This is a genomic window from Sphingomonas phoenicis, assembly GCF_047238005.1.
Lineage (GTDB): Bacteria > Pseudomonadota > Alphaproteobacteria > Sphingomonadales > Sphingomonadaceae > Sphingomonas.
Genome location: NZ_JBDFMC010000002.1, coordinates 1151219 through 1178157, shown reverse-complemented (window position 1 = coordinate 1178157; position 26939 = coordinate 1151219). Strand labels below are relative to the sequence as shown.

26 protein-coding genes and 1 pseudogene are annotated in these 26939 nt (G+C 70.3%); 24 read left to right on the top strand and 3 right to left on the bottom strand.

The window, feature by feature from the left end; genetic code table 11:
* Positions 1 to 80: 80 nt before the first annotated feature.
* Positions 81 to 1847 (bottom strand): fatty acyl-AMP ligase, encoded by a 1767-nt coding sequence (locus ABC319_RS06870; protein ID WP_413071639.1) that lies wholly within the window; start codon positions 1845 to 1847, stop codon positions 81 to 83.
* 104 nt (positions 1848 to 1951) lie between these two features.
* Between ABC319_RS06870 and ABC319_RS06865 the strand changes: the two genes are divergently transcribed.
* From ABC319_RS06865 to ABC319_RS06845, 5 genes and pseudogenes are all read left to right on the top strand, one after another.
* The gene (locus tag ABC319_RS06865) at positions 1952 to 2515 is read left to right on the top strand and encodes a regulatory protein RecX (protein WP_413069505.1); all 564 of its coding nucleotides are present in this window, start codon (positions 1952 to 1954) and stop codon (positions 2513 to 2515) included.
* A 25-nt stretch (positions 2516 to 2540) separates the two neighbouring features.
* Positions 2541 to 3095 carry a cold-shock protein gene (locus tag ABC319_RS06860; RefSeq protein ID WP_413069504.1) on the top strand — a complete coding sequence of 185 codons (555 nt, stop codon included), beginning with the start codon at positions 2541 to 2543 and terminating at the stop codon, positions 3093 to 3095.
* Positions 3096 to 3099: 4 nt separating this feature from the next.
* Positions 3100 to 3603 carry a DUF192 domain-containing protein gene (locus ABC319_RS06855; RefSeq protein ID WP_413069503.1) on the top strand — a complete coding sequence of 168 codons (504 nt, stop codon included), beginning with the start codon at positions 3100 to 3102 and terminating at the stop codon, positions 3601 to 3603.
* A 9-nt stretch (positions 3604 to 3612) separates the two neighbouring features.
* Complete coding sequence (locus ABC319_RS06850; RefSeq protein ID WP_413069502.1) at positions 3613 to 4008, top strand: NADH:ubiquinone oxidoreductase subunit NDUFA12; 396 nt, start codon at positions 3613 to 3615, stop codon at positions 4006 to 4008.
* Positions 4005 to 4433 (top strand): annotated as a pseudogene (locus ABC319_RS06845) (DUF2155 domain-containing protein); the annotation flags it as partial. The gene ABC319_RS06850 and the pseudogene ABC319_RS06845, both read left to right, overlap by 4 nt.
* A gap of 35 nt (positions 4434 to 4468) precedes the next feature.
* Here ABC319_RS06845 and aat read toward each other — a convergent pair.
* Both aat and ABC319_RS06835 read right to left on the bottom strand, forming a co-directional pair.
* The gene (aat, locus tag ABC319_RS06840; protein WP_413069501.1) at positions 4469 to 5188 is read right to left on the bottom strand and encodes a leucyl/phenylalanyl-tRNA--protein transferase; all 720 of its coding nucleotides are present in this window, start codon (positions 5186 to 5188) and stop codon (positions 4469 to 4471) included.
* Between the two features lie 97 nt (positions 5189 to 5285).
* A complete protein-coding gene (locus ABC319_RS06835) occupies positions 5286 to 5666 on the bottom strand; it encodes a hypothetical protein (RefSeq protein ID WP_413069500.1) in 381 nt (126 codons plus the stop codon).
* A gap of 157 nt (positions 5667 to 5823) precedes the next feature.
* Between ABC319_RS06835 and ABC319_RS06830 the strand changes: the two genes are divergently transcribed.
* The 19 genes from ABC319_RS06830 to ftsZ all read left to right on the top strand — a co-directional run bounded on the left by ABC319_RS06830 (position 5824) and on the right by ftsZ (position 26649).
* A complete protein-coding gene (locus tag ABC319_RS06830; RefSeq protein WP_413069499.1) occupies positions 5824 to 6804 on the top strand; it encodes a cysteine synthase A in 981 nt (326 codons plus the stop codon).
* A gap of 3 nt (positions 6805 to 6807) precedes the next feature.
* On the top strand, positions 6808 to 7116 hold the full coding sequence (locus ABC319_RS06825; protein ID WP_413069498.1) for a hypothetical protein: 309 nt from the start codon (positions 6808 to 6810) through the stop codon (positions 7114 to 7116).
* A 591-nt stretch (positions 7117 to 7707) separates the two neighbouring features.
* Positions 7708 to 8205, top strand: coding sequence for a division/cell wall cluster transcriptional repressor MraZ (locus ABC319_RS06820; RefSeq protein ID WP_413069497.1), 498 nt, complete (start codon positions 7708 to 7710; stop codon positions 8203 to 8205).
* Positions 8202 to 9140: a 16S rRNA (cytosine(1402)-N(4))-methyltransferase RsmH gene (gene rsmH / locus ABC319_RS06815; RefSeq protein ID WP_413069496.1), complete on the top strand. Its 939-nt coding sequence runs from the start codon at positions 8202 to 8204 to the stop codon at positions 9138 to 9140. The genes ABC319_RS06820 and rsmH overlap by 4 nt, the downstream gene beginning before the upstream one ends.
* A complete protein-coding gene (locus tag ABC319_RS06810) occupies positions 9137 to 9772 on the top strand; it encodes a hypothetical protein (RefSeq protein ID WP_413069495.1) in 636 nt (211 codons plus the stop codon). The genes rsmH and ABC319_RS06810 overlap by 4 nt, the downstream gene beginning before the upstream one ends.
* Complete coding sequence (locus ABC319_RS06805; RefSeq protein ID WP_413069494.1) at positions 9769 to 11484, top strand: peptidoglycan D,D-transpeptidase FtsI family protein; 1716 nt, start codon at positions 9769 to 9771, stop codon at positions 11482 to 11484. Before ABC319_RS06810 ends, ABC319_RS06805 begins: the two co-directional genes overlap by 4 nt.
* Before the next feature lie 10 nt (positions 11485 to 11494).
* A complete protein-coding gene (locus tag ABC319_RS06800) occupies positions 11495 to 12910 on the top strand; it encodes a UDP-N-acetylmuramoyl-L-alanyl-D-glutamate--2,6-diaminopimelate ligase (protein ID WP_413069493.1) in 1416 nt (471 codons plus the stop codon).
* Positions 12907 to 14274, top strand: a complete 1368-nt coding sequence (locus ABC319_RS06795; RefSeq protein WP_413069492.1) for a UDP-N-acetylmuramoyl-tripeptide--D-alanyl-D-alanine ligase — start codon at positions 12907 to 12909, stop codon at positions 14272 to 14274. The genes ABC319_RS06800 and ABC319_RS06795 overlap by 4 nt, the downstream gene beginning before the upstream one ends.
* Positions 14275 to 15345, top strand: a complete 1071-nt coding sequence (mraY, locus tag ABC319_RS06790; RefSeq protein WP_413069491.1) for a phospho-N-acetylmuramoyl-pentapeptide-transferase — start codon at positions 14275 to 14277, stop codon at positions 15343 to 15345.
* Positions 15342 to 16649 (top strand): UDP-N-acetylmuramoyl-L-alanine--D-glutamate ligase, encoded by a 1308-nt coding sequence (gene murD, locus ABC319_RS06785; protein ID WP_413069490.1) that lies wholly within the window; start codon positions 15342 to 15344, stop codon positions 16647 to 16649. The genes mraY and murD overlap by 4 nt, the downstream gene beginning before the upstream one ends.
* The gene (locus ABC319_RS06780) at positions 16646 to 17872 is read left to right on the top strand and encodes an FtsW/RodA/SpoVE family cell cycle protein (RefSeq protein ID WP_413069489.1); all 1227 of its coding nucleotides are present in this window, start codon (positions 16646 to 16648) and stop codon (positions 17870 to 17872) included. The genes murD and ABC319_RS06780 overlap by 4 nt, the downstream gene beginning before the upstream one ends.
* Before the next feature lie 310 nt (positions 17873 to 18182).
* Complete coding sequence (murG, locus tag ABC319_RS06775) at positions 18183 to 19277, top strand: undecaprenyldiphospho-muramoylpentapeptide beta-N-acetylglucosaminyltransferase (RefSeq protein WP_413069488.1); 1095 nt, start codon at positions 18183 to 18185, stop codon at positions 19275 to 19277.
* A gap of 10 nt (positions 19278 to 19287) precedes the next feature.
* Positions 19288 to 20703: a UDP-N-acetylmuramate--L-alanine ligase gene (murC, locus tag ABC319_RS06770; protein WP_413069487.1), complete on the top strand. Its 1416-nt coding sequence runs from the start codon at positions 19288 to 19290 to the stop codon at positions 20701 to 20703.
* The gene (locus ABC319_RS06765; protein WP_413069486.1) at positions 20700 to 20900 is read left to right on the top strand and encodes a hypothetical protein; all 201 of its coding nucleotides are present in this window, start codon (positions 20700 to 20702) and stop codon (positions 20898 to 20900) included. The genes murC and ABC319_RS06765 overlap by 4 nt, the downstream gene beginning before the upstream one ends.
* Positions 20879 to 21784, top strand: coding sequence for a UDP-N-acetylmuramate dehydrogenase (gene murB, locus ABC319_RS06760; RefSeq protein WP_413069485.1), 906 nt, complete (start codon positions 20879 to 20881; stop codon positions 21782 to 21784). Before ABC319_RS06765 ends, murB begins: the two co-directional genes overlap by 22 nt.
* 144 nt (positions 21785 to 21928) lie before the next feature.
* Positions 21929 to 22861 (top strand): D-alanine--D-alanine ligase, encoded by a 933-nt coding sequence (locus tag ABC319_RS06755; RefSeq protein ID WP_413071638.1) that lies wholly within the window; start codon positions 21929 to 21931, stop codon positions 22859 to 22861.
* A complete protein-coding gene (locus tag ABC319_RS06750) occupies positions 22858 to 23790 on the top strand; it encodes a cell division protein FtsQ/DivIB (RefSeq protein ID WP_413069484.1) in 933 nt (310 codons plus the stop codon). The genes ABC319_RS06755 and ABC319_RS06750 overlap by 4 nt, the downstream gene beginning before the upstream one ends.
* A gap of 21 nt (positions 23791 to 23811) precedes the next feature.
* Positions 23812 to 25077 carry a cell division protein FtsA gene (ftsA, locus tag ABC319_RS06745; RefSeq protein ID WP_413069483.1) on the top strand — a complete coding sequence of 422 codons (1266 nt, stop codon included), beginning with the start codon at positions 23812 to 23814 and terminating at the stop codon, positions 25075 to 25077.
* 117 nt (positions 25078 to 25194) lie between these two features.
* The gene (gene ftsZ, locus ABC319_RS06740) at positions 25195 to 26649 is read left to right on the top strand and encodes a cell division protein FtsZ (RefSeq protein ID WP_413069482.1); all 1455 of its coding nucleotides are present in this window, start codon (positions 25195 to 25197) and stop codon (positions 26647 to 26649) included.
* Positions 26650 to 26939: the final 290 nt, after the last annotated feature.

Genomic DNA, 26939 nt, shown 5'->3' with positions numbered 1-26939 from the left:
CGCAAGCCTGTGCATCTGGATCCCCGCCTTCGCGGGGATGACGATGGGGGGAGAGCAGGCCTCCGCCTCGCATATCGCCGTTACGCCGCGATGGCGTAGGGCTTGATCTCGCCGGCGAGGTAGAGGTTGCGGGCCTTGGCGCGGCTGAGCTTGCCCGAGCTGGTGCGGGGCAGGGTGCGCGGCGGGATGAGTTCGATGACGCAGTTCATGCCGGTGACCGAGCGGACCCGCTCCCGAATGGCGTCGCGCAGGCGGGTGCGCTCGTTCTCGTCGCTGCTGCGGCACTGGACCAGCACCGCCGGCGTCTCCTCGCCGCCGGGCGTGGTGATGGCGAAGGCGGCGATATCGCCCGCCTTGAAGCCGGGCAGCTGCTCGACCGCCCATTCGATGTCCTGCGGCCAGTGGTTCTTGCCGTTGACGATGATCATGTCCTTGGCGCGGCCGACGATGTAGAGATAGCCGTCCGACATGTATCCCATGTCGCCGGTGTCGAGCCAGACCTTCCCGTCGGCATCGGCGGCCATGCAGGCGTCGGTCGCCGCCTCGTCGCGGAAATAGCCGACCATGACGGACGGGCCGCTGCACCAGATCTTGCCGATCGCCCGCTCCGGCAACGGCGTGCCGTCTTCCTCGCGGACCTCGACGTCCATGTCGCGGACGGGCTTGCCGCAATTGACGATGGCGCGGAAGCGCTGGGGGCGCTGGCCGTCATGGTCGCTGCCGGACAATTCGGTCTCCTCGACCAGTTCGACGCGGATGCCCTCGCCCGGTGGCATGATCGATACCGCCAGCGTCGCCTCTGCAAGGCCATAGCTGGGGAGGAAGGCCGACGCCTTGAACCCGGCATCGGCGAAGGCGTCGACGAAGCCCTGCATGACGTCGGGGCGGATCATGTCGGCGCCGTTGCCCGCCACCCGCCAGCGCGACAGGTCGAACCGGTCGGAGGCGCGGGTCTGCGACGACATGCGCCGTGCGCAGATGTCGTAGCCAAAGGTCGGCGAGTAGGAGAGGGTGGTGCCGTCGTGGCGGCTGATGAGGTCGAGCCAGGCGAGCGGACGGCGGGCGAAATCCTCGGTCTTCAGGTAATCGGTCGACACCTGGTTGGCGACGGGCGAGAGGAAGCAGCCGACCAGCCCCATGTCGTGGTACCAGGGCAGCCATGAGACGCAGCGATCGCTGTCCCGGATCGCCATGCCGTGGCTGTGCGCGGCGAGGTTGTTCAGGAGCGCCCGGTGCGTGATCGCGACGCCGTGGGGGAAGCGGGTCGATCCGCTGGAATATTGCAGATAGGCGATGTCGTCCGTCCCGGCGCCGGGCAGCGCCGCCTCCGGCGCGTCGCGCGTGGCGAGTTCCGACCAGTCGATGCCCGCGACGCCGGCGAGCGATGCCGCCTCGCCCGCCATCGCGGCGAGTTCGGGCGGGAAGATCAGCATGGTCGGATCGCAGCTCGACAGCTGGACGCGGAGCTGGTCGATATAGGAATCGCGGCCGCCGAACGAGGTCGGCAGCGGCAGCGGCACCGGCCAGGCGCCGGCATAGACGGTGCCGAAGAAGAGCGCCGCGAACTCCGCGGAGGTTTCGGCGACCAGCGCGATGCGGTCCTGCGGCTGCACCCCGGCGGCGATCAGGCGGCGGGCGGCGACCAGCGCGTCCTGCCGCAGCTCGGCAAAGGAATAGGGCCGCAGCAGCGCGCCACGCGCGTCGTGGAAATTAAGCCCGCGGTTACCCGTCGCGGCGTAATCCAGTGCCTCGCCCAGAGTCGCGAAGTCGGCGAAGCGGCGGGGCAGGGCATCCTGGGTCGGCGTCCCGGCCATGGGGGCGGGGGGCGGGGCGGCAGGCGCGGCCATGGCGGGCGTGTCGGTCGTCATCGTCGAAGCCTTCGTTGCTTTTCTGCGGCGCGCGTGCGCACCCACGTTTCCTCTCGCGGGCCAGTGTGGCACAATGATGGCCGATGGCCCAACCGCGCCGCCCCATTCCACCCCTGGACGCCGCGGCGCTCGACCGGCTGGCGCTGCGCTATGTCGAGCGGTTCGCGACGACGCAGGGGAAGCTGGCCGATTACCTGCGCCGCAAGATCCGCGAGCGGGGATGGGACGGCGCGCCGGCGGATCCGGACGCGGTGGCCGGGCGGATGGCCGCGCTCGGCTATGTCGACGACCGGGCCTATGCCGAGGCGAAGGCGGCGTCGCTGACCCGGCGCGGTCTGGGCGCGGGCCGGGTGGCCGCGGCGCTGCGCCAGGCACGGGTCGGCCAGCAGGATGCCGACGCGGTGCGCCCCGCGGTGGAGGACGGTGCGCTGGACAGCGCGCTGGCGTTCGCCCGGCGCAAGCGGATCGGCCCGTTCGCGACGGCCGCGGCGGACCGGCCGCAGCGCGAGAAGCACATCGGCGCGATGATCCGCGCCGGCCATCCCTTTGGCCTGGCGCGGACGATCGCCTCGGCCGCACCGGGGGAGATGCCCCATTTCGATGAAGGTATGACGTCATCTTGTTGCGACGGCGCAGAACCATGCTAGTCAGGCGCCTGCCAGGGGTGACGCGATGATGGCGCAACAGGAGCAGGTGGACGGGCCGGCGGGGCAGCCGATGCCGGTCGCCGGCGTGATCAAGTGGTTCGACGTGACCCGCGGCTTCGGCTTTGCGGTGACTGACGACGCGTCGGTCGGCGACGTGCTGGTCCATTTCAGTGTTCTGCAGCCGCATGGCCGCCGCAGCCTGCCCGAGGGGGCGCGGGTCGAGGCGCTGGTCGTCGAGCGCGGGCGCGGTTACCAGGCGAGCGAGATCGTCGCCATCGACCTGACCGACGCGGTGGTCGAGACCGGCCCCGCCCGTACCCGCCCCGCGTCGGGGCGAATCGATCCCGTCGCGCTGATCGACGATGCCGGGCCGTTCGAGCCGGTGACCGTCAAATGGTTCAACCGGCTGAAGGGATATGGTTTCCTGGTCCGTGCCGCGGACGGCCACGACGTGTTCGTCCATATGGAGACGCTGCGCCGGGCCGGGATCGGCGAGGTCGAGCCCGAGCAGCCGCTGCGCGCGCGGGTGGTGGACGGCGGCAAGGGGCCGCTGGCCGCCGCCGTCGAGCCGCTGGACTGAGGATATGGGCGTGACGCCGCGCATCGTCGCCCCGCTCGCGCTCGCCTGCCTGATCGCCGGCTGCGGTGGCGAACGCGAGCAGGCCGACGCCGTCCGGGTGGTGCCGGTGACGATACAGGGACCGGGCGGACGCCACGTCTTTCGCGCCGAGCTGGCGCGGACCGCGGCGGAGCAGGAGCGCGGGCTGATGTACCGGACCGGGCTGGCGCCGGATTTCGGCATGTTGTTCGCCCCGTATCCGCCGGATGGCGGGCCGCCGCGGCTCGCCAGCTTCTGGATGAGGAACACGCCGAGCGCGCTGGACATCGTGTTCATCCGCGCGGACGGCACGATCGCCCGCATCGCCGAGAACGCCGTCCCCTTCTCCGAGACGCCGGTGCTGTCGGGCGAGGTGGTCGCCGCCGTGCTGGAGGTGCCGGGCGGCCGTACCGCGGAACTGGGGATCGGCGAGGGCGACCGGGTCAGCTGGCTCAAAGCGGCGGTTGCTGGCGACGCCGCGCCGCGGTAAGCGGGCGCCATGGGCATCAATCGCAATCCTTTCACCTGGTGGAACGGCGCCAGCTGGGGCACCTGGTTCTACGGCCTGCGCGGCATGCGCAAGATGGGCGAGGACGCGCTGGGCAACGTCTATTACGAGGGCCGGACCGACACCGCCGGCAATCCGCGCCGCTGGGTGATCTATGAGGGCGCGAACGACGCCAGCCGGGTGCCACCCGAATGGTTCAGCTGGCTGCACCGCCAGGTCGACGACGTGCCCGACCGCGCCCTGCCGCCGCAGCGCCGGTGGGAGAAGCCGGCCGTGCCGAACATGACCGGTACCGCGCTCGCCTATCGCCCGTCGGGCGCGCTGGAGAAGGGTGGCCAGCGGGCCGCCGCCACCGGCGATTACGAAGCGTGGACGCCCGAGGGATGATACGGTGGCTGGCCGCGGTCATCGTGGCCGCGGCGCTGCTGGCTGGCGGATGGTTCGGCTATCGCGCGCTGACCAGCCGCCCCGCGCCCGCCACCGTCGGCCGGGTGGCGCAGGTGGTGCCGGAGGGTGTGCCCGACGACATCGAGACGGTCGCGACCGGCGGCGCGGTCGCCGACCAGGGTACGACGCCGATGGCGCAGCGCGTCGCGGTGCTCGGCGTGCTGAACAAGCGTAACGGCGAGGCACGCGAGGTGACGCTGAAGCCGGGCGGCGTCGCGCGGATCGGCGATCTCGTCGTCCGCCTGAGTGCCTGCGAGAAGACCGCGCCATGGGAGCAGGAGGCGCTGACCGGCGCGTTCGTGCAGGTCGACGTGCGGGGTGCCGACCGCGCGTGGCGGCGGACCTTTTCGGGCTGGCTGTTCAGGGAGCGTCCCGCGCTGAACGTCGTCAACCACCCGATCTACGACGTCTGGACCAAGAGCTGCACGATGTCCTTTCCGGCGACCGGGCCGGATACCGTCGCGGAACCGCGCGCCGCCCGGTCGAGCGCGCCGAAGTCCGCATCGTCGACCCCGGGGGTCAATCCCGACGGCGAGGGCACCGAACCCGCCAACGCCCCGGCCAGCAACTCCATATAGCGCGCCCGCGGGATCTCGACCGCGCCCAGCGAGGCGAGGTGGGTCGTCTGGAACTGGCAGTCGAGAAGGGTGAACCCGCCCGCCTTCAGTCGCGCCACCAGCCATGCCAGCGCCACCTTCGACGCATCGGTCGTGCGGCTGACCATGCTTTCGCCGAAGAACGCCCGGCCGATCGCCAGGCCGTACAGGCCGCCGACCAGCTGCTCGCCATGCCAGCACTCGACCGAGTGGGCGCGCCCGGCATGGTGGAGGTCGTTGAAGACCTGTTCGATGCTGCCGTTGATCCAGGTCTCCGGCCGATCCGCGACGCTTTCCGCGCATAGCCGGACGACGGCGCCGAATGCGCGGTCGGCGGTGACCCGGAAACGGTCGGCGGCGATCGTGCGGCGCAGCGACCGGGAGGGACGGAAGCCGTCGAGCGGAAGGATGGCGCGGCGCCGCGGCTCCACCCAATAGACGGCATCGGCGTTGCGTGCGTCGGCCATCGGGAAAACGCCCAGCGCGTAGGCGCCCAGCACGATCTGCGGGTCAAGTCGCTCCATCGGTACCCGTCAGGGTGACTGCCACGGGACGGCCTGGCAAGAAAAAAGGCCGGCGGATCGCTCCGCCGGCCGCTTTGCGATACACCGATCGGAACGATCAGTCGTGGCAGGACAGCGCGGGCTTGCCCGCGACGGTGACCGTCACGTTCTTCTCGTCGCCGGTCAGCGTCGTGCCGTTTTCGCCGACGAACGGCTTTCCCGCCTCCGGCGCCGTCACGCGGACCGGCGTGGCCGTGGAGGGCACGCGGACGCTGGCGAGCTTGTCGCCCTGGAAGAAGGTGACGCCGACCAGCGAGCCGTCGGCGCAGCGCAGCGTCTTGTCCGCACGGATCGCCGGCGGCAGTTCGACCGGCGCGGCGTTCGCCAGCTGGTTCTTCATCGGGTCGGGATTGGTCTCGATCACCTCGGGCTGCGAGGGCTGCGAGTTGCAGGCGGCGAGCGCCAGGAGCGGGAGGACGATAAAGGAGCGCATCTTCATAGCGGATCGCGCTTCGCCTCTGCTTTCCCCAGCGTCAAGCACGGATGTGCTGCAATCGCGAAAAACGCGGCAGGCCGGGTGGGGTCATTAGCGCGGCTTGGCGACGGTCAAGCCGGCATCGCTTGGCCCGGACCCGCCATCCTCCTATGTCCGGGCGATGCCCATCATCCCAGATACCCTGTCCCTCATCGGCAACACGCCGCTCGTCCGCCTGAAGGGCCCCAGCGACGAGGCGGGGGCCGAGATCTTCGGCAAGTGCGAGTTCGCCAATCCCGGCGCCTCGGTGAAGGATCGCGCGGCGCTGTCGATCGTCGAGGATGCCGAGGCGCGCGGGGCGTTGCAGCCGGGCGGAACGATCGTGGAGGGGACCGCCGGCAACACCGGCATCGGCCTGGCACTGGTCGCCAACGCCAAGGGATATCGCACGATCATCGTGATGCCCGAGACCCAGAGCCGCGAGAAGATGGACACGCTGAGAGCGCTGGGCGCCGAACTCGTGCTGGTGCCGGCCGCGCCCTATGCCAGCCCCTACCACTTCGTTCACACCTCGCGCCGGATCGCCGAGGAAACGCCGGGCGCGGTCTGGGCCAACCAGTTCGACAACATCGCCAATCGCCGTGCCCACATCACCGGTACCGCCGAGGAGATCTGGGCGCAGATGGACGGGCGGGTCGACGGCTTCACCTGTGCGGCCGGCACGGGCGGCACGATCGCCGGGGTGGGCATGGGGCTGAAGGCCAAGGACGAAGGCGTGACGATCGCGCTGACCGACCCGCACGGCGCGGCGCTGTACGATTATTACGCGCATGGCGAGCTGAAGTCGGAAGGATCGTCGGTGGCGGAGGGGATCGGCCAGGGCCGCATCACCGCCAATCTGGAAGGCGCGCCGATCGACACCCAGTTCCGCATCTCCGACGACGAGGGTTACCGCTGGGTGCGGCGGCTGCTCGACGAGGAGGGGCTGTGCCTGGGCCTGTCGTCGGGCATCAACGTCGCCGGTGCGGTGGCGCTGGCCCGACAGCTGGGGGCGGGGAGCCGGGTGGCGACCATCCTGTGCGATACCGGCTTCCGCTACCTGTCGAGCCTCTACGATCCGGCGTGGCGTGCCTCGAAAGGGCTGGGCCAGACCGTGGCTTGAGAAATGGGCGACGAACGGGTAGATGGATCGGACCAGATGGATGGCCGGCCCGAACCTTCGCAGCCGCTCCAGCGCATCAAGGTCGGCATGATCGGCCTTATCGCGGTGGTGGTGCTGATCGTGATCGCGAGTGCGATCATCAGTAGCGCCACGCGAGAGCGGCCGGTGACCGGCTCCGCACAGGCCAATCTGGTTGCCGAGATCGCCGCGACCAACGACACCGCCGCCCTGGGAACGGGCGAGCCGCTCGCGGAGATGGGGGTGGCACCCAGCAGTGCGAACCTCCAGGGTCCGGCCGAAGGAGCACGCTGAGGCCGCGATCTGCGCCGGCTTGCCCCGATCGCGCTGGTCCGGCCGGAAAATTCTTCGTCCATTTTGCAAGGGATCGGTGGCTCGTCTCCGTCTATGGAGAGACCGATCGCTGCCTCCCCCACCGCGGTCGTCCCCACCCCGGGCGGCGATCGGTCACTTTTTCCGCCGCGGGATGCGATCCCGCCGCCCGCTGCGACATCGCCGTTTTGCCCCCCCCCTGCGAGACGTGCCGGAACAGGCCGGAGTGGCCGGATCGCCGGGCCCGCGGGACGTCATCCCGGGCCGCTTGGACGCCCGCATCAGCGATTCTGTCCCAAACTTAGACACTCCGGCTTAATCGCTGATCTGAAAGCATTTTTGCCGGCAGATTGGATGTGAAGTGCGCTTCACCCCAACTGGCCCCCGGTTCGACCATGGTCGACCATCTTTTCCCCTGATTTCCCCAAAAATCCCGTTGCGACGAAGGGGGGGCACTGATACGTACAGGTTAACTCAGGGGCAGAATTCCCGTGTGCGTTCGTTGGTCGGGCGGTGGCGAAGGTCGCTTCTCGACATGGGAAAGATTTGCCTGCAGAGGGGCGGAGTCAGCTTGTGTCCAGGGGGCGATATCAGGGCGATGGCATCGGTCTTGTCGACGACAAGGGTCGCGTTGCCATACCCTCTGCCCTGCGCGCCACGCTCGCGGCCAACGCACCCAAGGCCGACGGCAAGAACGGCGGCACGATCGTGATCGGCGCGCACCAGAAGAACCCGTGCCTGATCGCCTATGATCCGGGTTATCTCGACGTGCTGGCCGCGCAGCTGGACAAGCGCGAGGCGGAGCACACCGGCCCCGACGGCGAGTTCGACTACAACATCAAGCGGGCCGGCGCATCCGGCGAGGCGGTGCCGTTCGACGGTTCCGGCCGGTTCATCATGCCCGCCTTTCCCCGCTTCTATGCCGGCATCGGCGAGCATGCGTTCTTCTACGGCGTGCTCGACTATATCGAGATCTGGGATCCCCGCACGCTGATCGAGACGGCCGACATGCCGCGCGTCGTGAAGGCGATGGCGCAGTTCCACATGGCGCAGAAGGGGATCGCGCTGTGACCGTGGCGCCGCACGTACCCGTCCTGCTGGCGGAGGTGATCGCCGGCCTGTCGCCGCAGCCGGGCGAGACGATGGTCGACGCGACGTTCGGCGCGGGCGGCTATACCCGCGCGATCCTGGCGACGGGGGCGCGGGTGATCGCGTTCGACCGCGATCCCGACGCGATCGGGGCGGGGCGGCGGTCCGGCATCGACGGGCTGACGCTGGTCCATGCCGACTTCTCGGCGATGGAGGGCGAACTGGCCGCGCTGGATGCGGCGCCGGTCGACGGGGTGACGATGGACATCGGCGTGTCGTCGATGCAGCTCGACCAGGCGGAGCGGGGCTTCTCGTTCCAGGCGGACGGGCCGCTCGACATGCGGATGAGCCAGGAGGGGCCGAGCGCGGCCGATTTCCTGAACGAGGCCGACGAGGCAGCCATCGCCGACGTCATCTATCGCTACGGCGACGAGCCGAAGTCGCGGCGGATCGCGCGCGCGATCGTGGCGGCACGACCCCTGACACGGACCGGCGAACTGGCCGCGATCGTGCGGCGGGCGACCGGCCACAAGCCGCACGACAAGAAGGACCCGGCGACCCGCACGTTCCAGGCGATCCGCATCCATGTGAACCGCGAACTGGGCGAACTGGCCGACGGCCTCGCCGCCGCGGAGCGGGTGCTGAAGCCGGGCGGCCGGCTGGCGATCGTGACCTTCCACAGCCTGGAGGACCGCGTGGTCAAGCGCTTCCTGCGCGACCGGTCCGGCGCCGCGCCTTCAGGTTCGCGTCATCTGCCGCAGGCCAGTAAGGCGGCGGCACCGAGTTTCGAAGAGGTGGGCCGCGCGGTGCGCGCCGGTGAGGTCGAGGTTGCGACGAATCCGCGCGCACGATCGGCGACGCTGAGGGTGGCGAGGCGGACGGCCGCCCCGGCGTGGGAACAGGAGACGGGAATATGACGGCGGCGTATCGGTTGCGGGGGATCGGCTGGTTCGGGGGCTGTGTCGCCGCCGTGCTCGGCTTCTACCTGATCTCGCTCCACGTCGCCGGCGAGCGGAAGAAGCTCGACCTGGTCAACCGCCGGATCGCGACGGCGGAGCGCGACATCCGCGCGCTGGAGACCGAGTTCGACACCCGCGCCAATCTGGTGCAGCTGGAGAAGTGGAACGGCGACACGCTGGCGCTGACGGCGCCGGTCGCCGGCCAGTTCGTCAGCGACGAGGCGGCGCTGGCCTCGCTCGACGTCAATACGCCACTGCCGACGGGTGGCATGCCGGGCGTGCGGCAGGCCGCGCTGGTCGTGCCGTCGGGCGTGCCGCAGCCATTGATGCAGCCGGCGATGACGCTGGTCGCGGCGACCGCACCGGTGCCGGCGCCTGCCGCCGCGGTCGCGCGGGTGACGGCGACGACGACCCGGGCGCCGGCCGCTGCGCCGGTACGCGTCGCCGAGGTATCCGTCGCCCGCGCCGCCGCCGCCGTCGCCAAGGTGCGGCCGCAGGCGGTGGCGCTGCTCGACCGCAAGCTGCTGTCGGATTCGACGCTGGGCGACATCCTGACCGGTGCGCGGACCGAGGCGGGCCACCGCCGTTGACCACGCTCGTCGCCCGGCCGGTCGCGCATCGGGGCACCGCCCAGCAGCGCCACCAGCTGGTGGCGACGGCGCATACGCGCCTGATGATGATGATGCTGGCGTTCGCCGCGGCGGTGCTGCTGGTGATCGCGCGGCTGGGCATGCTGGCGGTGCTGTCGGGATCCGAGGCCGAGGCGCGCGCCACCGCGATCGCCGGGCGCGGCGATATCGTCGATCGCAACGGCGCGCCGCTGGCGCGGACGATCGATGCATGGACGATTGCGGTCCACCCCAAGAAGCTGATCGGCGACCCGATGGAGATCGCGGCGCGCCTCGCCGCGCTGATGCCCGACCGGGGCGACCAGGCATGGTTCTATGCCCAGCTGACCAAGCCCGTCTCGTTCACCTATCTGCAGCGGCGCGCCAGCCCGGCGCTGGTCGAGCAGGTCAATGCGATCGGCGAGCCGGCGCTGGTCTTCGCGCGCGAGACGCAGCGGCTGTACCCGCAATCGACCATGGCGGCGCATGCGCTGGGGTTCCTGTCGACCGACGGCCACGGCATGTCGGGAATGGAGCGCGTCCTCGACGAGCGGCTGACCAACCCGGCCACCGCCGGCCAGCCGATCGCCCTGTCGATCGACACGCGGGTCCAGGCGGCGATGGAGAGCGAACTCGGCCGGGCGATGGCGACCTTCTCGGCGCGGGGCGCCGGCGGTATCGTGATGGACGTGGCGACGGGCGAGGTCGTGGCGATGGTGTCGCTGCCGACGTTCAACCCGAACCGCGTCGGCATGGCCGGCACCGAGGAACTGCGCAACATCACCACCCAGAGCGTGTTCGAGCTGGGATCGACCTTCAAGCCGATCACCATGGCGACCGCGATGGAGACCGGCGTCGTCACCTCGTTCGCGCGCCGCTTCGATGCAACCCATCCGCTGAAGGTGGGTGGCTACACGATCCACGACGAGCGCGGCGATCCCAAGCGCTGGCTGAACATGGCCGAGACGCTGATCTATTCGTCCAACATCGCCACCGCGCGCGTCGCGGACGAGATCGGGCCGCAGCGGATGCAGGCGATGTTCCGCAAGCTGGGCTTCGACACCAAGCCCGATATCGAGCTGCGCGAGAAGGGACGGCCGCTGATGCCGACCTATTGGGCGCGCACCACGACGATGACTACCGCCTATGGCCACGGCATCGCGGTGACGCCGCTGCACCTCGCCAGCGCCTATGCCACGCTGGTCAACGGCGGCATCTGGCGCCCGGCGACGCTGCTGAAGGTCGAGCCGGGCCACGCCGCCGCCGGCCGCCGCGTCATCAGCGAGGCGACGAGCGCGAGGATGCGGCAGATGCTGCGCCTGATCGTGCTGCGCGGCACCGGACGCAAGGGCGAGGCGCCCGGCTACCGCGTCGGCGGCAAGACCGGGACCGCGGAGGCGGCGGTGGCCGGCGGGTACGACCGGTCGCGCAACGTCGCCACGTTCGCGGCGGCTTTCCCGATGGACGCACCGCGCTATGTCGTGTTGGCGATGCTCGACTCGCCGCTGGGGACGAAGGAGACCTTCGGTTGGAAAACCGCCGCCTGGAACGCGGCCCCGGTCGTGGGGCGCACCATCTCGCGCGTCGGCGCGATGCTGGGCGTCGTCCCCGACGAGCGGCGCGACATCGACGTGTCGGACATCGTGCCGACCCTGTGGGACGATCCGTCCCGCCGCCCGCCCACCGGCCAGTGAGGGCGGCGCGGTGAGGCTGGGGCAGCTGACCGGCGGCGGCGAGGCGGTGGCAGTGACCGGCTTCGCGATCGACCACCGCAAGGTCGCGCCGGGCACGGTGTTCGGGGCATTCCGCGGCGCCCGCGTGAACGGCGAGGATTATATCGCAGAGGCGGTCAGGGCGGGCGCGGTCGCCGTCGTGGCGGCGCCGGGCGCGACGGTCGAGGGCGCGGTCCACATCGTCGACGACGAGCCGCGCGCCGCGTTCGCCCGGCTGGCCGCCGCCTTCTTCGCACCCTTTCCGGCGACGGCGGTCGCGGTCACCGGTACCAACGGCAAGACGTCGGTCGTCGAGATGACCCGCCAGCTGTGGCGGATGGCCGGCCACCACGCGGCATCGATCGGGACGCTGGGCGTCACTACCGCCGACGAGCGGGTGACGACCGGGCTGACGACGCCCGATGTCGTGACCTTCCTGTCGAACGTCGCGGGGCTCGCGCGCGAGGGGGTGACGCATCTGGCGTTCGAGGCGTCCAGTCACGGCCTGCACCAGTACCGGACCGAGGGGCTGCGGGTCGAGGCGGCGGCCTTCACCAACCTGTCGCGCGACCATCTCGACTATCACGGCGACATGGGCGCGTATCTGACCGCCAAGCTTCGCCTGTTCTCCGAGGTTCTCTCCCCGGACGGGACGGCGGTGATCTGGGTCGACGACGTCGAATCGGGCCGCGTGTTCGATCTGGCGCGGGAGCGCGGCAACACGCTGATCACCGTCGGCGAGCGCGGTGCGACGCTGCGGCTGGTCGGCCGCGATCCGACGCTGCTGGGACAGGGGCTGACGATCGAGGCGGCGGGCGCGGTCCATCATGTCCGGCTGCCGTTGATCGGCGCGTACCAGGCGGCGAATGCGCTGGTGGCGGCGGGACTGGTCATCGCGACCGGCGGACCGGTCGCCGAGACGCTGGCGGCGATGGCGCGGCTGCAACCCGTGCGCGGCCGGCTGGAGCGCGCCGCGATCGCGCCCAGCGGGGCACCGATCTATGTCGATTACGCCCATACGCCCGATGCGCTGGAGGCGGCCATCGCCGCGCTGAAGCCGCATGCGGGCGGCCGCCTGATCGTCGTCTTCGGCGCCGGCGGCGACCGCGACGCCGGCAAGCGCGAGACGATGGGGCAGGTCGCCGCCGCGCGTGCCGACCGCGTCTACGTCACCGACGACAATCCCCGGACGGAGGATCCCGCCCGCATCCGTGCGCAGGTGCTGCGCGGCTGTCCCGAAGCGATCGAGATCGGCGATCGCCGCGACGCGATCGCCGCCGCCATCGGGGAGGCGGGCGACCAGGACATCGTCCTGATCGCGGGCAAGGGGCACGAGCAGGGCCAGATCGTCGGCGAAATGGTGCTGCCGTTCGACGACGTCGCTGTCGCGCGGGAGGTGGCGGCGTGAGCGCGCTCTGGACGTCCGCCGCGCTCGCCGCGGCAACGGGCGGCACCGCCTCCGCCGCGTTCGATGTCGGCGGCGTGGCGTTCGATTCGCGAGAGGTGGGGCAGGGCGATCTGTTCGTGGCGCTGGCGGGCGAGACGACCGATGGTCACCGCTTCCTCGACCAGGCGTTCGCGCAAGGGGCGGCGGGCGCCATCGTCAGCGCCGAGACGCCGCACCCGCACGTCCGCGTCCAAGACAGCTTCGTCGCGCTGGAGGCCATCGCCCGTGCCGCCCGCGACCGTACCGCCGCCAGGGTGATCGGCGTCACCGGATCGGTCGGCAAGACGAGCGCCAAGGAGGCGCTGTTCGCCTGCCTGGACCGTGGCATGCGCGGGCAGGTGCACCGGTCGGTGAAAAGCTACAACAATCACACCGGCGTGCCGCTGTCGGTGGCGCGAATGCCGGCAGCGACCCGTGCCGCCGTGCTGGAGATGGGGATGAACCATCCGGGCGAGCTGGCACACCTGACCACGCTGGTCCGCCCGCATGTCGCGATCGTCACCGCCATCGCGCCGGCGCACACCGAGTTCTTCCCCGACGAAGCCGCGATCGCCGATGCCAAGGGAGAGATTTTTCGTGGCCTGGAGCCCGGCGGCACCGCGATCGTGCCGTTCGACAGCCCGCACCGCGACCGCCTGATCGCCGCGGCGCGGCGCCATGCCGGGCGCATCGTGACCTTCGGCGAAGGGAAGGGCGCCGACGTCCGCGCGCTCGAATCGATGCGGCTCGATTCCGGGGCCAGCTTCGTCACCGCCAGCATCGGCGAGCGCGAACTGAGCTTTACCCTGTCGCAGCCGGGCGCCCACTGGGTGTCGAACGCGCTGGCGGTGCTGGCCGCCGTCGACGCGATCGGCGCGGATCTGGGGCTGGCTGGACTGGCCCTGGCCGAGCTGGGCGGCCTGCCGGGGCGGGGCGCGCGGTTCACGACCGTGCTGCCCGGCGGCGAGGCGCTGGTGATCGACGAAAGCTACAACGCCAATCCGGCATCGATGCGGGCGACGCTGGCGGTACTCGCCAACGAGCCCGGCCGGCACGTGGCGGTGCTGGGCGACATGCTGGAGATGGGCGACGCATCCGTGGCGTACCACGTCGGCCTGACCGACGCCGTGATCGCCGCCCGCGTCGAAGCGGCCGTGCTGGTCGGCGAAGCAATGGCGCCGCTCGCCGCGGCGCTTGCCGGGCGGATGGACATCGTCCATGTGGCCGACGCGACGGCGGCATCGACGGCCGTGCGCGACATGCTGGCGCCCGGCGACGTGGTGCTGATCAAGGGTTCGAACGGGGTAGGGCTGGCGCGGGTCGTCGCGGGCCTCAGGGGCGCGTAGATGCTGTACTGGATCGCCGAGCAGCTGGGCTTCACCGGCGTTCTCAACCTCATCCGCTACCAGTCGTTCCGGACCGGCGCGGCGGTGGCGACGGCGCTGCTGATCGGGCTGGTCATCGGCCCGCGGTTCATCGGCTGGCTGCGGGTTCGCCAGGGCAAGGGGCAGCCGATCCGCGCCGACGGTCCGCAGACCCATCTGGCCAAGCGCGGCACCCCGACGATGGGCGGGCTGATGATCCTGACCGCGATGACGCTGGCCATCCTGTTGTGGATGGACCTGAGCAATCCGTTCGTCTGGGCCTGCCTGTTCGTCACGCTGGGGTTCGGCGCGATCGGCTTCCTCGACGATTACGACAAGGTGCGGAAGGCGACGACGGCCGGCGTACCCGGGCGCGTCCGGCTGCTGCTGGAATTCATCATCGCCGGCATCGCAGCATGGATCGTGATGCAGCAGAACGGATCGGGACTGTTCCTGCCGTTCACCAACCGCATGTATATCGAGCTTTGGTATTTCTACCCGTTGTTCGCCGCCTTCACGATCGTGGCGTTCGGCAACGCGGTGAACCTGACCGATGGGCTGGACGGACTGGCGACGATGCCGGTCATCATCGCGTCGGTCGCGTTCATGGTCATCGTCTATCTGGCGGGCAACGTGAAGTTCGCCGAGTATCTGGGCATCCCGCACGTGCCGGGCGCGGGCGAGCTCGCCATCTTCTGCGGCGCGGTGGTGGGCGCCGGCTTCGCCTTCCTGTGGTTCAACGCGCCGCCGGCCGCGGTCTTCATGGGCGATACCGGCAGCCTGGCACTGGGCGGCGCGCTGGGCACCATCGCCGTCGTCGCCCATCACGAGATCGTGCTGGGCATCATCGGCGGCCTGTTCGTCGTCGAGGCGCTGTCGGTGATCATCCAGGTGTTCTTCTACAAGCGGACGGGCAAGCGCGTGTTCAAGATGGCGCCGATCCACCATCATTTCGAGCAGATGGGCTGGAGCGAGCCGACCGTCGTGATCCGGTTCTGGATCATCGCCTTCGTGCTGGCGCTCGCCGGCCTGTCGACGTTGAAGCTGCGGTGATCGTGTCGCGCGCCTGGGCGGGCAAGCGGTTCGCGGTGCTGGGGCTGGCGCGCTCCGGCGCGGCGACGGTGCGCGCGTTGGTGGCGGGCGGTGCGAGCGTGGTGGCGTGGGATAGCGACGCGGCGCGGCGCGACCAACTCGCCCCCCGTGCCGGGGAGGATCTTGTCGTCGCGCCGCTCGACGACCTGACCGGCTTCGACGCGCTGGTCGTGTCGCCCGGGGTGCCGCTCAACACCCATCCGATCGCCGCGCAGGCGCGGGATGCGGGCGTGTCGGTCATCGGCGACATCGAGCTGTTCGCGCAGGCGCGGGGCGACCTGCCGCCGCACCGCGTCGTCGGCATCACCGGCACGAACGGCAAGTCGACGACCACCGCGCTTGTCCATCATCTCTGCATGACGGCCGGGATCCCGACGCTGATGGGCGGCAATATCGGCCTGCCGATCCTGGCGCAGGATCCGCTGCCCGCCGGTGGCGTGTACGTGCTGGAACTGTCGAGCTACCAGATCGACCTGACGACGTCGCTCGACTGCGATGTCGCGGTGCTGCTGAACGTCACGCCCGATCATCTCGACCGCTATGCCGGGTTCGACGACTATGCCGCATCGAAGGCACGGCTGTTCGTGATGCAGTCGCCGGCGCACGAGGCGGTGATCGGCATCGGCAACGCACCCTCCGCCGCGATCGCCCGCAGCCTGTCCGCGCGCGCCGAGCACCTGACCAAGATCGCGCCGGGCGTGTGCCTGGACCAGCGCGGCTGGCCCGGGTTGCAGGGGCCGCACAATGCGCAGAACGCGCTGGCCGCCATCGCCGTGGCCAAGGCGCTGGGCATCGCCGAGGTGGATATCGACCGCTGCCTCGCCAGCTTCGCCGGCCTGCCGCACCGGATGGAGACGATCGCGGTGCGCGGCGGCGTACGGTTCGTCAACGATTCCAAAGCGACCAATCCGGACAGCGCCGCCCCGGCGCTCGCCGCGTTTCCGCGCATCCACTGGATCGTCGGGGGTCGCGCGAAGAGCGACGACCTGGACGCGTGCGCGCCGCATTTCGATCATGTCATCCGCGCCTATACCATCGGCGAGGCCGGGCCGCGGCTCGCCACCATCCTGCGCGAGCGGATGCCGGTGGACGAAGCGGGCACGCTGGCCGCAGCCGTGTCCGCAGCGGCAGCAGCGGCGCAGCCCGGCGAGGTGGTCCTGCTGTCCCCGGCGTGCGCCAGTTTTGACCAGTTCGCCGATTTCGAGGCGCGCGGTGCCGCCTTCCGCGTTGCGGTAGAGGCGTTGCCAGAGGAGGGTGCGGCATGACCGACGTGTCACGGGACGGCCCCGGACGCCTGATGGCGCAGGTTAAGAAGCGCGGCGGACGCGGCGACCGCTCGCCGCTCGGCACCTGGTTCTGGGACATCGACCGGATGCTCCTGCTGCTGACGCTGTTCCTGATCGCGATCGGCCTGATCGCCGTCGCCGCGGCCAGCCCCGCCACCGCCGCCCGCTATTCGGGCGACAAGCACAAGATCGCGCCGCTCTATTATTTCTGGCGGCAGCTGATGTGGGTCGGCGTGTCGTTGCCGGTGCTGTTCGTCGTGTCGATGCTGCCGGTGGCGCAGGCGCGCCGGTTCGCGGTGTCGGGCGCGGCGTTCTTCGTGGCGATGCTGGCGCTCACCCCGCTGATCGGGGTGGAGGTGAACGGCGCCAAGCGGTGGATCGGCTGGGGCTTCGCGCAGTTCCAGCCGTCGGAATTCCTGAAGCCGCTGTTCATCGTCACCGTCGCCTGGCTGCTGTCGCTGAAGGCCAAGGACCGCGAACTGCCGACGGTGCTGATCACCGGCGGGCTGACGGGATGCATCGCGGTCATCCTGATGCTGCAACCCGATTTCGGGCAGACGGTGATCTTCTGCGCGGTGTGGATGGCGCTGTTGATGATCGCGGGCACGCCGATGCGGGTGCTGGTCGGGCTGGGCGCGATGGTACCGGCCGGGCTGGTCGCCGCCTATCTGTTCTATGGCACCGCGCGTGCGCGCATCGACGCGTTCCTGTTCCCCTCGGTCGAGGGAGAGGGCGCGGCAGACCATTTCCAGGTGGATGCCGCGCACCGCACGCTGACGTCCGGCGGCTGGACGGGGACGGGGCCGGGCGCGGGATCGGCCAAGTTCGGCCTGCCCGAGGCGCATACGGACTACATCTTCTCGGTGATCGGCGAGGAATTCGGCCTGATCGCCTGCTCCGTCGTCGCGCTCGTGTTCCTCGCCATCGTCGTGCGGGTCTTCGTCAAGCTGCTCGACGAGCAGGATGAATTCAAGCTGCTGGCTGCGGCCGGGCTGGCGACCCAGTTCGGGGCGCAGGCACTGGTGTCGATGGCGGTGAACACCGGCATGGCGCCGTCGAAGGGCATGACGCTGCCCTTCATCAGCTATGGCGGGTCGTCGATGATCGCGCTGTCGATCGGGATGGGGTTGCTCCTGGCCTTCACCCGTCGCAATCCGTTCCTGACGCGGTCGCCTTACGTGGTCCGCTGGAGCGGCGAATGACAAGGGTGAGAACTCATGATCGACGATGGCCAGGATCGCCCCGGACGGGCTGCCGGCAAGGAGCGCGGCGCAGACGCGTAGCTGATGCTACGCGCAAGCAAGCGACGCCGTCCGGCAGCCCGTTCGGGGCGACCGCGGAGCGGCGGGCCGGATCGGCCCCACAGACGCGTCAGTCGTCGTCAACGATGCGATGCATCGCCTCCTCCTCTTTCCTTCCTGTGAGCCCGATCCGGCTCCGTCATGGCCATCGTCGATCATGAGCTCTCACCCTAGACACTACGTATTGGCGGCGGGCGGTACCGGGGGGCACATGGTCCCGGCCGCGGCGCTGGCGGTGGAATTGACGAAGCGCGGGCACCACGTCGCCCTGGTGTCCGACGCACGCGGCGTGCGCTTTCCCGGCCTGTTCGACGGCGTACAGACGCATGTCCTGCCCGCGGGCCGCTTCGTCGGCGGACCGCTGGGCTATGCGAAGGCCCTGCGCGAGATGTGGCGCGGGCGGGCGATGGCGCGCGAGCTGTACCGCACGTTCCGTCCGGCGGCGGTGATCGGTTTCGGCGGCTATCCGGCGATGCCCGCGCTGCTGGCGGCGTTCGCCGAGAAGATCCCGACCGCGGTGCACGAGCAGAATGCGGTGCTGGGCCGGGTCAACCGGCTGGTCGCCCGCCGGGTCGATGCCATCGCCACCTCGTACGAGCGCACCGAGCGCCTGCCCGAGAAGCTGATGGGCAAGAGCCATCTGGTCGGCAATCCGGTGCGCGAACAGGTGCTGGCGCTGCGGACGAAGGCCTATCCGCTGCTGGAGGAGGATGGCATCTTCCGCGTGCTGGTGACCGGCGGCAGCCAGGGGGCCAGCGTGCTGAGCGCGGTGGTGCCGGACGGGCTGGCGATGCTGCCACCCACCTTCCGCCGCCGGCTGCAGGTCACGCATCAGGCGCGGATCGAGGATATCGACGCCGCGCGCGCGCAATATGCCGAACACCAGATCGCGGCCGAGCTCGCCACCTATCTGCCCGACCTGCCCGAGCAGCTGGCCTGGGCGCATCTGGTGATCGCCCGCGCCGGCGCCTCGACGATCGCGGAGTTGACCGCGGCCGGGCGCCCGGCGATCCTGGTACCGCTGCCCTCCGCGACCGACGACCACCAGACCGCCAACGCGCGCGAGATGACCGATGCCGGCGGCGCGCGCACGATCGCGCAGAAGAACTTCACCGCCGTCGAACTCGCCAAGCAGATGCAGAAGCTGGGGCTGGACCCCACCGCGCTGGAGAACGCCGCCGGCCGCGCCAGGGGGGTGGGGCGCCCCCACGCGGTCAGCGATTTGGCCGATCTGGTCGAGAGCCTGGATGCCCCCCGTGCCCGGCTGCCGGTGACGGTACCCCAGCGCAAGGTGGCGCTGGCATGAGGGGGGCGGCATGAAGGGTGTCGCGACCGACATCGGCACGATCCACTTCGTCGGGATCGGCGGGATCGGCATGTCCGGCATCGCCGAGGTGATGAAGAACCTGGGCTACCGCGTGCAGGGCAGCGACGTGGCCGAGGGCTATGTCGTGCAAGGATTGCGCGACAAGGGGATCCCGGTCGCGATCGGCCATGCCGCCGACAATATCGGCGACGCGGCGGTCGTCGTCGTGTCGACCGCGATCACCCGGTCGAACCCGGAGGTGGAGGCGGCACTGGAGCGGCGCGTGCCGGTGGTGCGCCGGGCCGAGATGCTGGCCGAACTGATGCGGCTGAAATCGACGGTCGCGATCGCCGGCACGCACGGCAAGACGACGACGACCAGCATGGTCGCCGCGCTGCTCGACGCGGGCGGGATCGACCCGACCGTGATCAACGGCGGCATCATCAACAGCTATGGCTCGAACGCCCGGCTCGGTGCGTCGGACTGGATGGTGGTCGAGGCGGACGAGAGCGACGGCAGCTTCCTGCGGCTGGACGGCACGATCGCGGTCGTCACCAACATCGATCCCGAGCATCTCGACCATTATGGCAGCTTCGATGCGGTGAAGGACGCGTTCGTCGAGTTCGTCGAGAACGTGCCCTTCTATGGCGCGGCGATTCTGTGCCTCGACCATCCCGAGGTGCAGAACGTGCTGCCGCGCGTCCGCGACCGGCGGGTCGTCACCTATGGCTTTTCCGCGCAGGCGGACGTGCGCGGCGTCAACGTCCAGCCGATTCCCGGCGGCAACCGGTTCGAGTGTCTGGTCCGCTCGCGCGACGGTGGCGTCCGGTCGATCGAGGGCATCGAGATGCCGATGCCGGGCCGCCACAACGTCCAGAACGCGCTGGCCGCGATCGGCGTCGCGCTGGAACTGGGTATCGACGACGCGACCATCCAGCGCGGGTTCGAGGCGTTCGGCGGGGTGAAGCGGCGCTTCACCAAGGTCGGGGAGGTCGCAATCGACGGTGGCACCGCCACGATCATCGACGATTACGGCCATCATCCGGTCGAGATCCGCGCCGTGCTGGCTGCGGCGCGTGAGGGCGTGCAGGGCCGCGTCGTCGCGGTCGTCCAGCCGCATCGCTACTCGCGGCTCGGCAATCTGATGGAGGATTTCCAGACCGCCTTCAACGATGCGGACCGCGTGCTCGTGACCCCCGTCTACGCGGCGGGGGAGGCACCGGTCGACGGCGTCGATGGCGAGGCGCTGGTCGCCGGCCTGAAGCGCCGCGGCCATCGCCACGCCGCGACCGTCGCCGATGCCGACGCGCTCGCCGCCGAGCTGGCGGTCGACCTGCGTGCGGGCGACATGGTCGTATGCCTGGGCGCCGGCGACATCACCAAATGGGCGGCCGGGCTGGCGCAGGCGATCGGAGAGCGGCGATGACCGACTGGTTCAAGGCATCCGTGGATCTTCAGAAGCAGATGCTGGATGCGCAGCGCCGGCTGCTCGATGCCGGCGGGCAGGCGAACAAGGCCGGTGATGCGATGGTCCAGGCGCAGGAAGCCGCGCGCAAGGCGGCAGAGGCCAATCTGGCCGCGTGGCAGGCATGGACGCGACTATGGGGCATCGGTCCGTGGTGACCCTGCCGTCCGTTCGCGGCCGCCTGACCCCGGGGGCACCGCTGGCGCCGCTCGTCTGGTTCAAGACCGGCGGCGCGGCCGAGTGGCTGTTCGAACCGGCCGATGGCAACGATCTGGCCGACTTCCTCCGTGCCCTCGATCCTGCCGTCCCGGTGTGGCCGCTGGGGCTGGGTTCGAACCTGATCGTCCGCGACGGCGGCGTGCCCGGCGTCGTCGTGCGGCTCGGCAAGCCGTTCGCGAAGGTCGTGCATCTGGACGCGACGACGCTGTCGTGCGGCGGCGGTGCCAGCGGTATCCTGGTGTCGTCGACGGCGCGCGACGCGGGGATCGGCGGCATCGAGTTCCTGCGGTCGATCCCCGGCACCGTCGGCGGGTTCGTGCGGATGAACGGCGGCGCCTATGGCCGCGAGGTGTCCGACATCCTGCGCCGCGCAACGGTGGTGCTGCGCAGCGGCGAGCGGGTGGACCTGGCCGCGGCCGATCTGGGCTATACCTATCGCCATTCCGACCTGCCGGCGGGCGCGATCGTGATCGAGGCGGTGTTCGAGGGCCATCCGGCCGAACCGGCGGCGATCGGTGCCGAGATGGACCGCATCGCCGCCGAGCGCGAGGCCTCCCAGCCGCTACGCTCCCGCACCGGCGGCTCGACGTTCAAGAACCCGGCCGGGCACAAGGCATGGGCGCTGGTCGACGCGGCCGGCTGTCGCGGCCTGACCCGCGGCGACGCTCAGGTGTCGGAGAAGCATTGCAATTTCCTGCTCAACCTGGGCTCGGCGACGAGTGCCGAGATCGAGGCGCTCGGCGAGGAAGTCCGCGAACGGGTCGCGGCGCACGCGGGCGTGACGCTGGAATGGGAAATCCAGCGGGTGGGGGTGGCGGCGTGAGCGCCGGCCCCGCCGTCATCCCCGCGCCGGCGGGAATCCGGACCCGTGAAGGTCTGATTGCGATCGCCACGTCGGCGTTTATGGATCCCCGCCTGCGCGGGGATGACGGAGAGAGTGTTGGCTGACCTGTCCTCGCCCCGATCGATGCACATCGCGGTCCTGATGGGCGGCTGGTCGGCCGAGCGGCCGGTGTCGCTGCAGTCCGGCGCCGGCGTGGCCGTGGCGCTCGAGTCGCTGGGGCATCGCGTCACCCGGATCGACATGGACCGCGATGTCGCCGCGCGACTGGCCGAGGCGAAGCCCGACTTGGTCTTCAACGCGCTGCACGGCTCGCCGGGGGAGGACGGCACCGTTCAGGGATGCATGGACCTGATGGGTATCCGCTACACCCATTCCGGGCTTGCCACCTCAGTCATCGCGATCGACAAGGTGCTGACGAAGCAGGCATTGGTCCCGCATGGCATTCCGATGCCGGGCGGGCGGATCGTGAAGTCCGCCGACCTGTACCAGCGCGATCCGCTGCCCCGCCCCTATGTGCTGAAGCCGGTGAACGAGGGCTCGTCGGTCGGCGTCGCGATCGTCACCGCGGACGGCAATTACGGGGATCCGATCTCACCCGGCGCGACCGGGCCCTGGCAGGAATTCGACGAACTGCTGGCCGAGCCCTATATCCGCGGGCGCGAGCTGACGACGGCGGTGCTCGGCAACCGGGCGCTGGGCGTCACCGAACTGATCCCGCGCAACGGCTGGTACGATTTCGACGCCAAGTACACCGACGGTGTTACCGAGCATGTCTGCCCGGCACGCATCCCGGACGAGATCGCCGACGCGTGCAAGTCGCTGGCGCTGGAGGCGCATCGGCTGCTCGGCTGTCGCGGGACCAGCCGGTCCGATTTCCGTTGGGACGACGAGCGGGGGGTCGACGGCCTGTTCCTGCTCGAGGTGAATACCCAGCCCGGGATGACCGCGCTCAGCCTGGTCCCGGAACAGGGGCGGCACGTCGGGCTGTCCTATGCCGAGCTGGTACAGGCGATCGTCGATGAGGCGATGGTCGATACGCAGGACCGGTCGGGATGAGCCGCACGATCAAGCGCGGCTCCCCGCCCAAGCGGCCGGCGCCGCGGCGCCGCCAGCCGGCGAAGAAGGTGCCGTTGATGGACCGGCTGGTCGCGCGCCTGCCGGTCAGCGAGCAGACGCTGCGCCGCGCCGTGACCTGGACGATCACCGGCGCGGTGGGCGCGGGCGCGATCGTGGCGGCCAGCTGGCTGGGCGTGCCGGCGATGGTCGGCGCGGCGCTGGCGGAAACGGCGGGGCAGGCGGGACTGCGTGTCCAGCAGATCGAGATCACCGGGCTGAAGCGGATGGACCGGATGACGGTCTATGCCGTCGCGCTCGATCAGCAGACCCGGGCCATGCCGCTCGTCGATCTGGAGGAGGTGCGCCAGAAGCTGCTCCGCTACGGCTGGATCGCCGACGCGCATGTCTCGCGTCGCCTGCCCGACACGCTGCTGATCGACATCGTCGAGCGGACACCGGCGGCGGTGTGGCAGGATCGCGGCGAGCTGACGCTGATCGACGCAGGCGGCGTGCTGCTGGAACCGGTGCGACCCGAAGCGATCCCGGACCTGCCGCTGATCATCGGCCCCGGCGCCGACCGGCAAGAGGCGAGCTACCAGAATTTGCTCGCCGCGGCACCGGCGCTGAAACCGCGGATCAAGGCCGCGACCTGGATCGGCAATCGCCGCTGGGACCTGACCTTCGACAGCGGGGAGGTGCTGGCCCTGCCCGAGGAGGAGGCGCCGCGCGCGCTGGTCCGCTTCGCCGAGCTGGACGGCGCACGGCCGCTACTGGGGCGCGGCTGGCTACGCTTCGACATGCGCGATCCGGCGAAGTTGGTTGCGCGGAAACCCGGTTTGAATCAGAACCATGCATTGGCCGAACCCGCCCGGATCGGCGGCGGGCCGGAACCGTCCACGATCGGCAACGGGGCGCCGAACGAGGGCTGATCGATTGTTGGGGGACGGAACATGGCAAAGGCTGCACCGGAAGGGCTGATCACCGCACTCGACATCGGGTCGTCGAAGGTGTCGGCGATGATCGCGAAGAAGGGCGACGGGGGCGAGCTGATCGTGCTGGGCACCGGGCAGCGCGAAAGCCGCGGGGTGAAGCGCGGCTATATCGCCGACATGGCCGCGACCGAGGCCGCGGTGCGCGAGGCGGTGGAACAGGCGGAGCGGATCGCCGGGCTGAACATCGAGAATGTGTGGGTCGGCTTTTCCGCCGGCGGCCTGGTGTCCGACGTGGCCGAGGTCGAGGTGGAACTCGGCGGCCATCAGGTCGAGCAGCAGGACATCGACGCCCTGCTCGCCGCCGGTCGCCAGTCGATCGATCCGCAGGGCCGCATGGTGCTGCACGCGCAGCCCGCGCTCTACACGCTCGACGGGCTGACCGGCGTGAAGAAGCCGCTGGGGCTGCATGCCGACAAGCTGGGCGTGCACATCCACGTCGTCGCCGCCGACGGGTCACCGGTCCGCAACCTCGACCTGTGCGTCCGCTCTGCCCATCTGGAGGTGAAGTCGATCATCGCCTCGCCGGTCGCGACCGGGCTCGCCTGCCTGTCGGACGAGGAACGCGAGCTGGGCGTGGCGCTGGTCGAGATCGGCGCGGGGATCACCAACGTCTCGCTGTTCGCCGGCGGCATGCTGGTCGGGCTGTGCTCGATCCCGACCGGGTCCGCCGACATCACCGACGATATCGCCTCGGCCTTCGGCACGCGGCGCCAGCAGGCGGAGCGGATGAAGTGCTTCCACGGGTCCGCCAACGCGTCCCCCCGCGACAATCACGACATGATTCCGGTGACCCCGATCGCGGCCGAGGACGATGCGCATGCCGGCGTGCAGATCACCAAGGCGCAGCTGATCGGTGTGATCCGCCAGCGGCTGGAACATCAGATGGGCGACATCCGCAAGGCGCTGGCGCATCTGCGGTTCGAGGGACCGGTCGGGCGCCAGGTGGTCCTGACCGGCGGTGGGGCCGAGCTGAAGGGGATCGCTGACTATGCGCAGCAGGCGCTCGGCCGATCGGTGCGGCTGGGCCGCCCACGCGGGCTGACCGGATTGCCGGAGGCGCATGGCGGACCCGCCTTCGCCACGCTGGCCGGACTGGCCTTTTATGCGGCGACCGACCCGGTGGACCTGCGCAGTCTGGCGCCCGCAGGGCAGACGGTGATGCGGCCGAGCGGCGGGATGGGACTTTTCCGCAAGCTGATCCAGGCGGCACGGGCGAATTATTGACCGTACTGGCGCTTCGCCGCCGTTTTGTGGTGGCGGCGGACGAATGACACGGTAGATAGCGTTAATGATGGGTCCGGCCAGCGTTCTTCGGTCGGATACGGGCGGAGACACACGGCGATGAGCATCGAATTCCTGGCCCCCGAGGTCGACGAGCTGACCCCGCGCATTGCGGTGATCGGGGTGGGCGGCGCGGGCGGCAACGCGATCGCGAACATGATGCGTGCCGACGTGCAGGGCGTCGACTTCCTGGTCGCGAACACCGATGCGCAGGCGCTGAAGCAGTCGACCGCGCCCAACCGCATCCAGCTGGGCACCAAGATCACGCAAGGGCTCGGCGCCGGCGCCCGTCCCGAGATCGGCCGCGCCGCCGCCGAGGAGACGATCGACGCGCTCGCCAAGCAGCTCGAGGGCTGCCACATGGTCTTCATCGCCGCCGGCATGGGCGGCGGCACCGGTACCGGCGCCGCCCCCGTCATCGCCAAGGCGGCGCGCGACATGGGCATCCTGACCGTCGGCGTCGTCACCAAGCCGTTCGCGTTCGAGGGCAATCGTCGCTCCAAGGCCGCCGATGGCGGGATCGAGGAGTTGCAGAAGTTCGTCGATACGCTGATCGTCATCCCCAACCAGAACCTGTTCCTGATCGCCAACGCGAACACCACCTTCAAGGAGGCGTTCAGCATGGCGGACGAGGTGCTGCAGCAGGGCGTGCGCGGCATCACCGACCTGATGGTCATGCCGGGCCTCATCAACCTCGACTTCGCCGACGTCCGCTCGGTGATGCAGGAAATGGGCAAGGCGATGATGGGCACCGGCGAGGCGTCGGGCGACAACCGCGCGCTGGAGGCGGCGCAGAAGGCGATCGCCAACCCGCTGCTCGACGGCGTGTCGATGCAGGGTGCCAAGGGCGTCATCATCTCGATCACCGGCGGCGACGACATGCGCCTGCTGGAGGTGGACGAGGCCGCGAACCACATCCGCGAGCTGGTCGATCCCGACGCCAACATCATCTGGGGCTCGGCCTTCAATCCCGAACTGGAGGGCAAGATCCGCGTCTCGGTCGTGGCGACCGGGATCGAGGCGGTGGAACGGACGATGGCACCTGCCGCGCCTGCCCCGGCATCGCAGCCGTTCAGCTTCTCCGGCGCCCGTCGCACCGACGAGACGCCGTCGTTCCGGCCCAGCACCGATCCGCAGCCGGCGCCCGCCGCGCCGCCGGCCCCGGCAGCGGCCGTCCCGGCAGAGCCGCCGCGCGAGGCGGCATCGTCCGACGACGAGCTGGTGCTGGGTGCCGATACGATGGTGCCGGAGACGAACGGCGGCTACCAGCCCGCACCCGCCGCACCGGTGACACCGGCGGCACCCGCCGAAGAGGCGACTCCGCGCCGCTGGGTCGCGCCCGGCAGCGAGGCCGCACCCGCGCCGGAGGCGGCTCCGGTCCCCCGCGTGAAGCTGGGCGGAACCCTGTTCGAGCGTATGTCGAACGCCGCCCGCGGCGCGCCGCGGGAGGAGGAGAAGCCCGGTACCGAGCCGCTCGACATCCCGCGGTTCCTTCATCGACAGAGCAATTCCTGATCGTCGACCGCATCGCAGCGATGCCGGTGCGACCGACGATCGATACGCATGGACCCGTGCCGGGGTGATCGTCACGACAGGCGTCGTTGCCTTTGTGGGCGACGATCGCCATGGCCAGTCCTTGGGTTGCCTGCCTTGCGCGCGGCCGACTGTCTCGCGCGGGTAATGACGTCCGGCTATTCTGGCGTGACCTCCATCGTTCATGAAGCGCCACCGCTTTCCCGGATGCGTCGCCTCAACCCACGTGTCCCATGCATCATCGGCATGGTTCGTCGCTGGCGCCCCCCGGT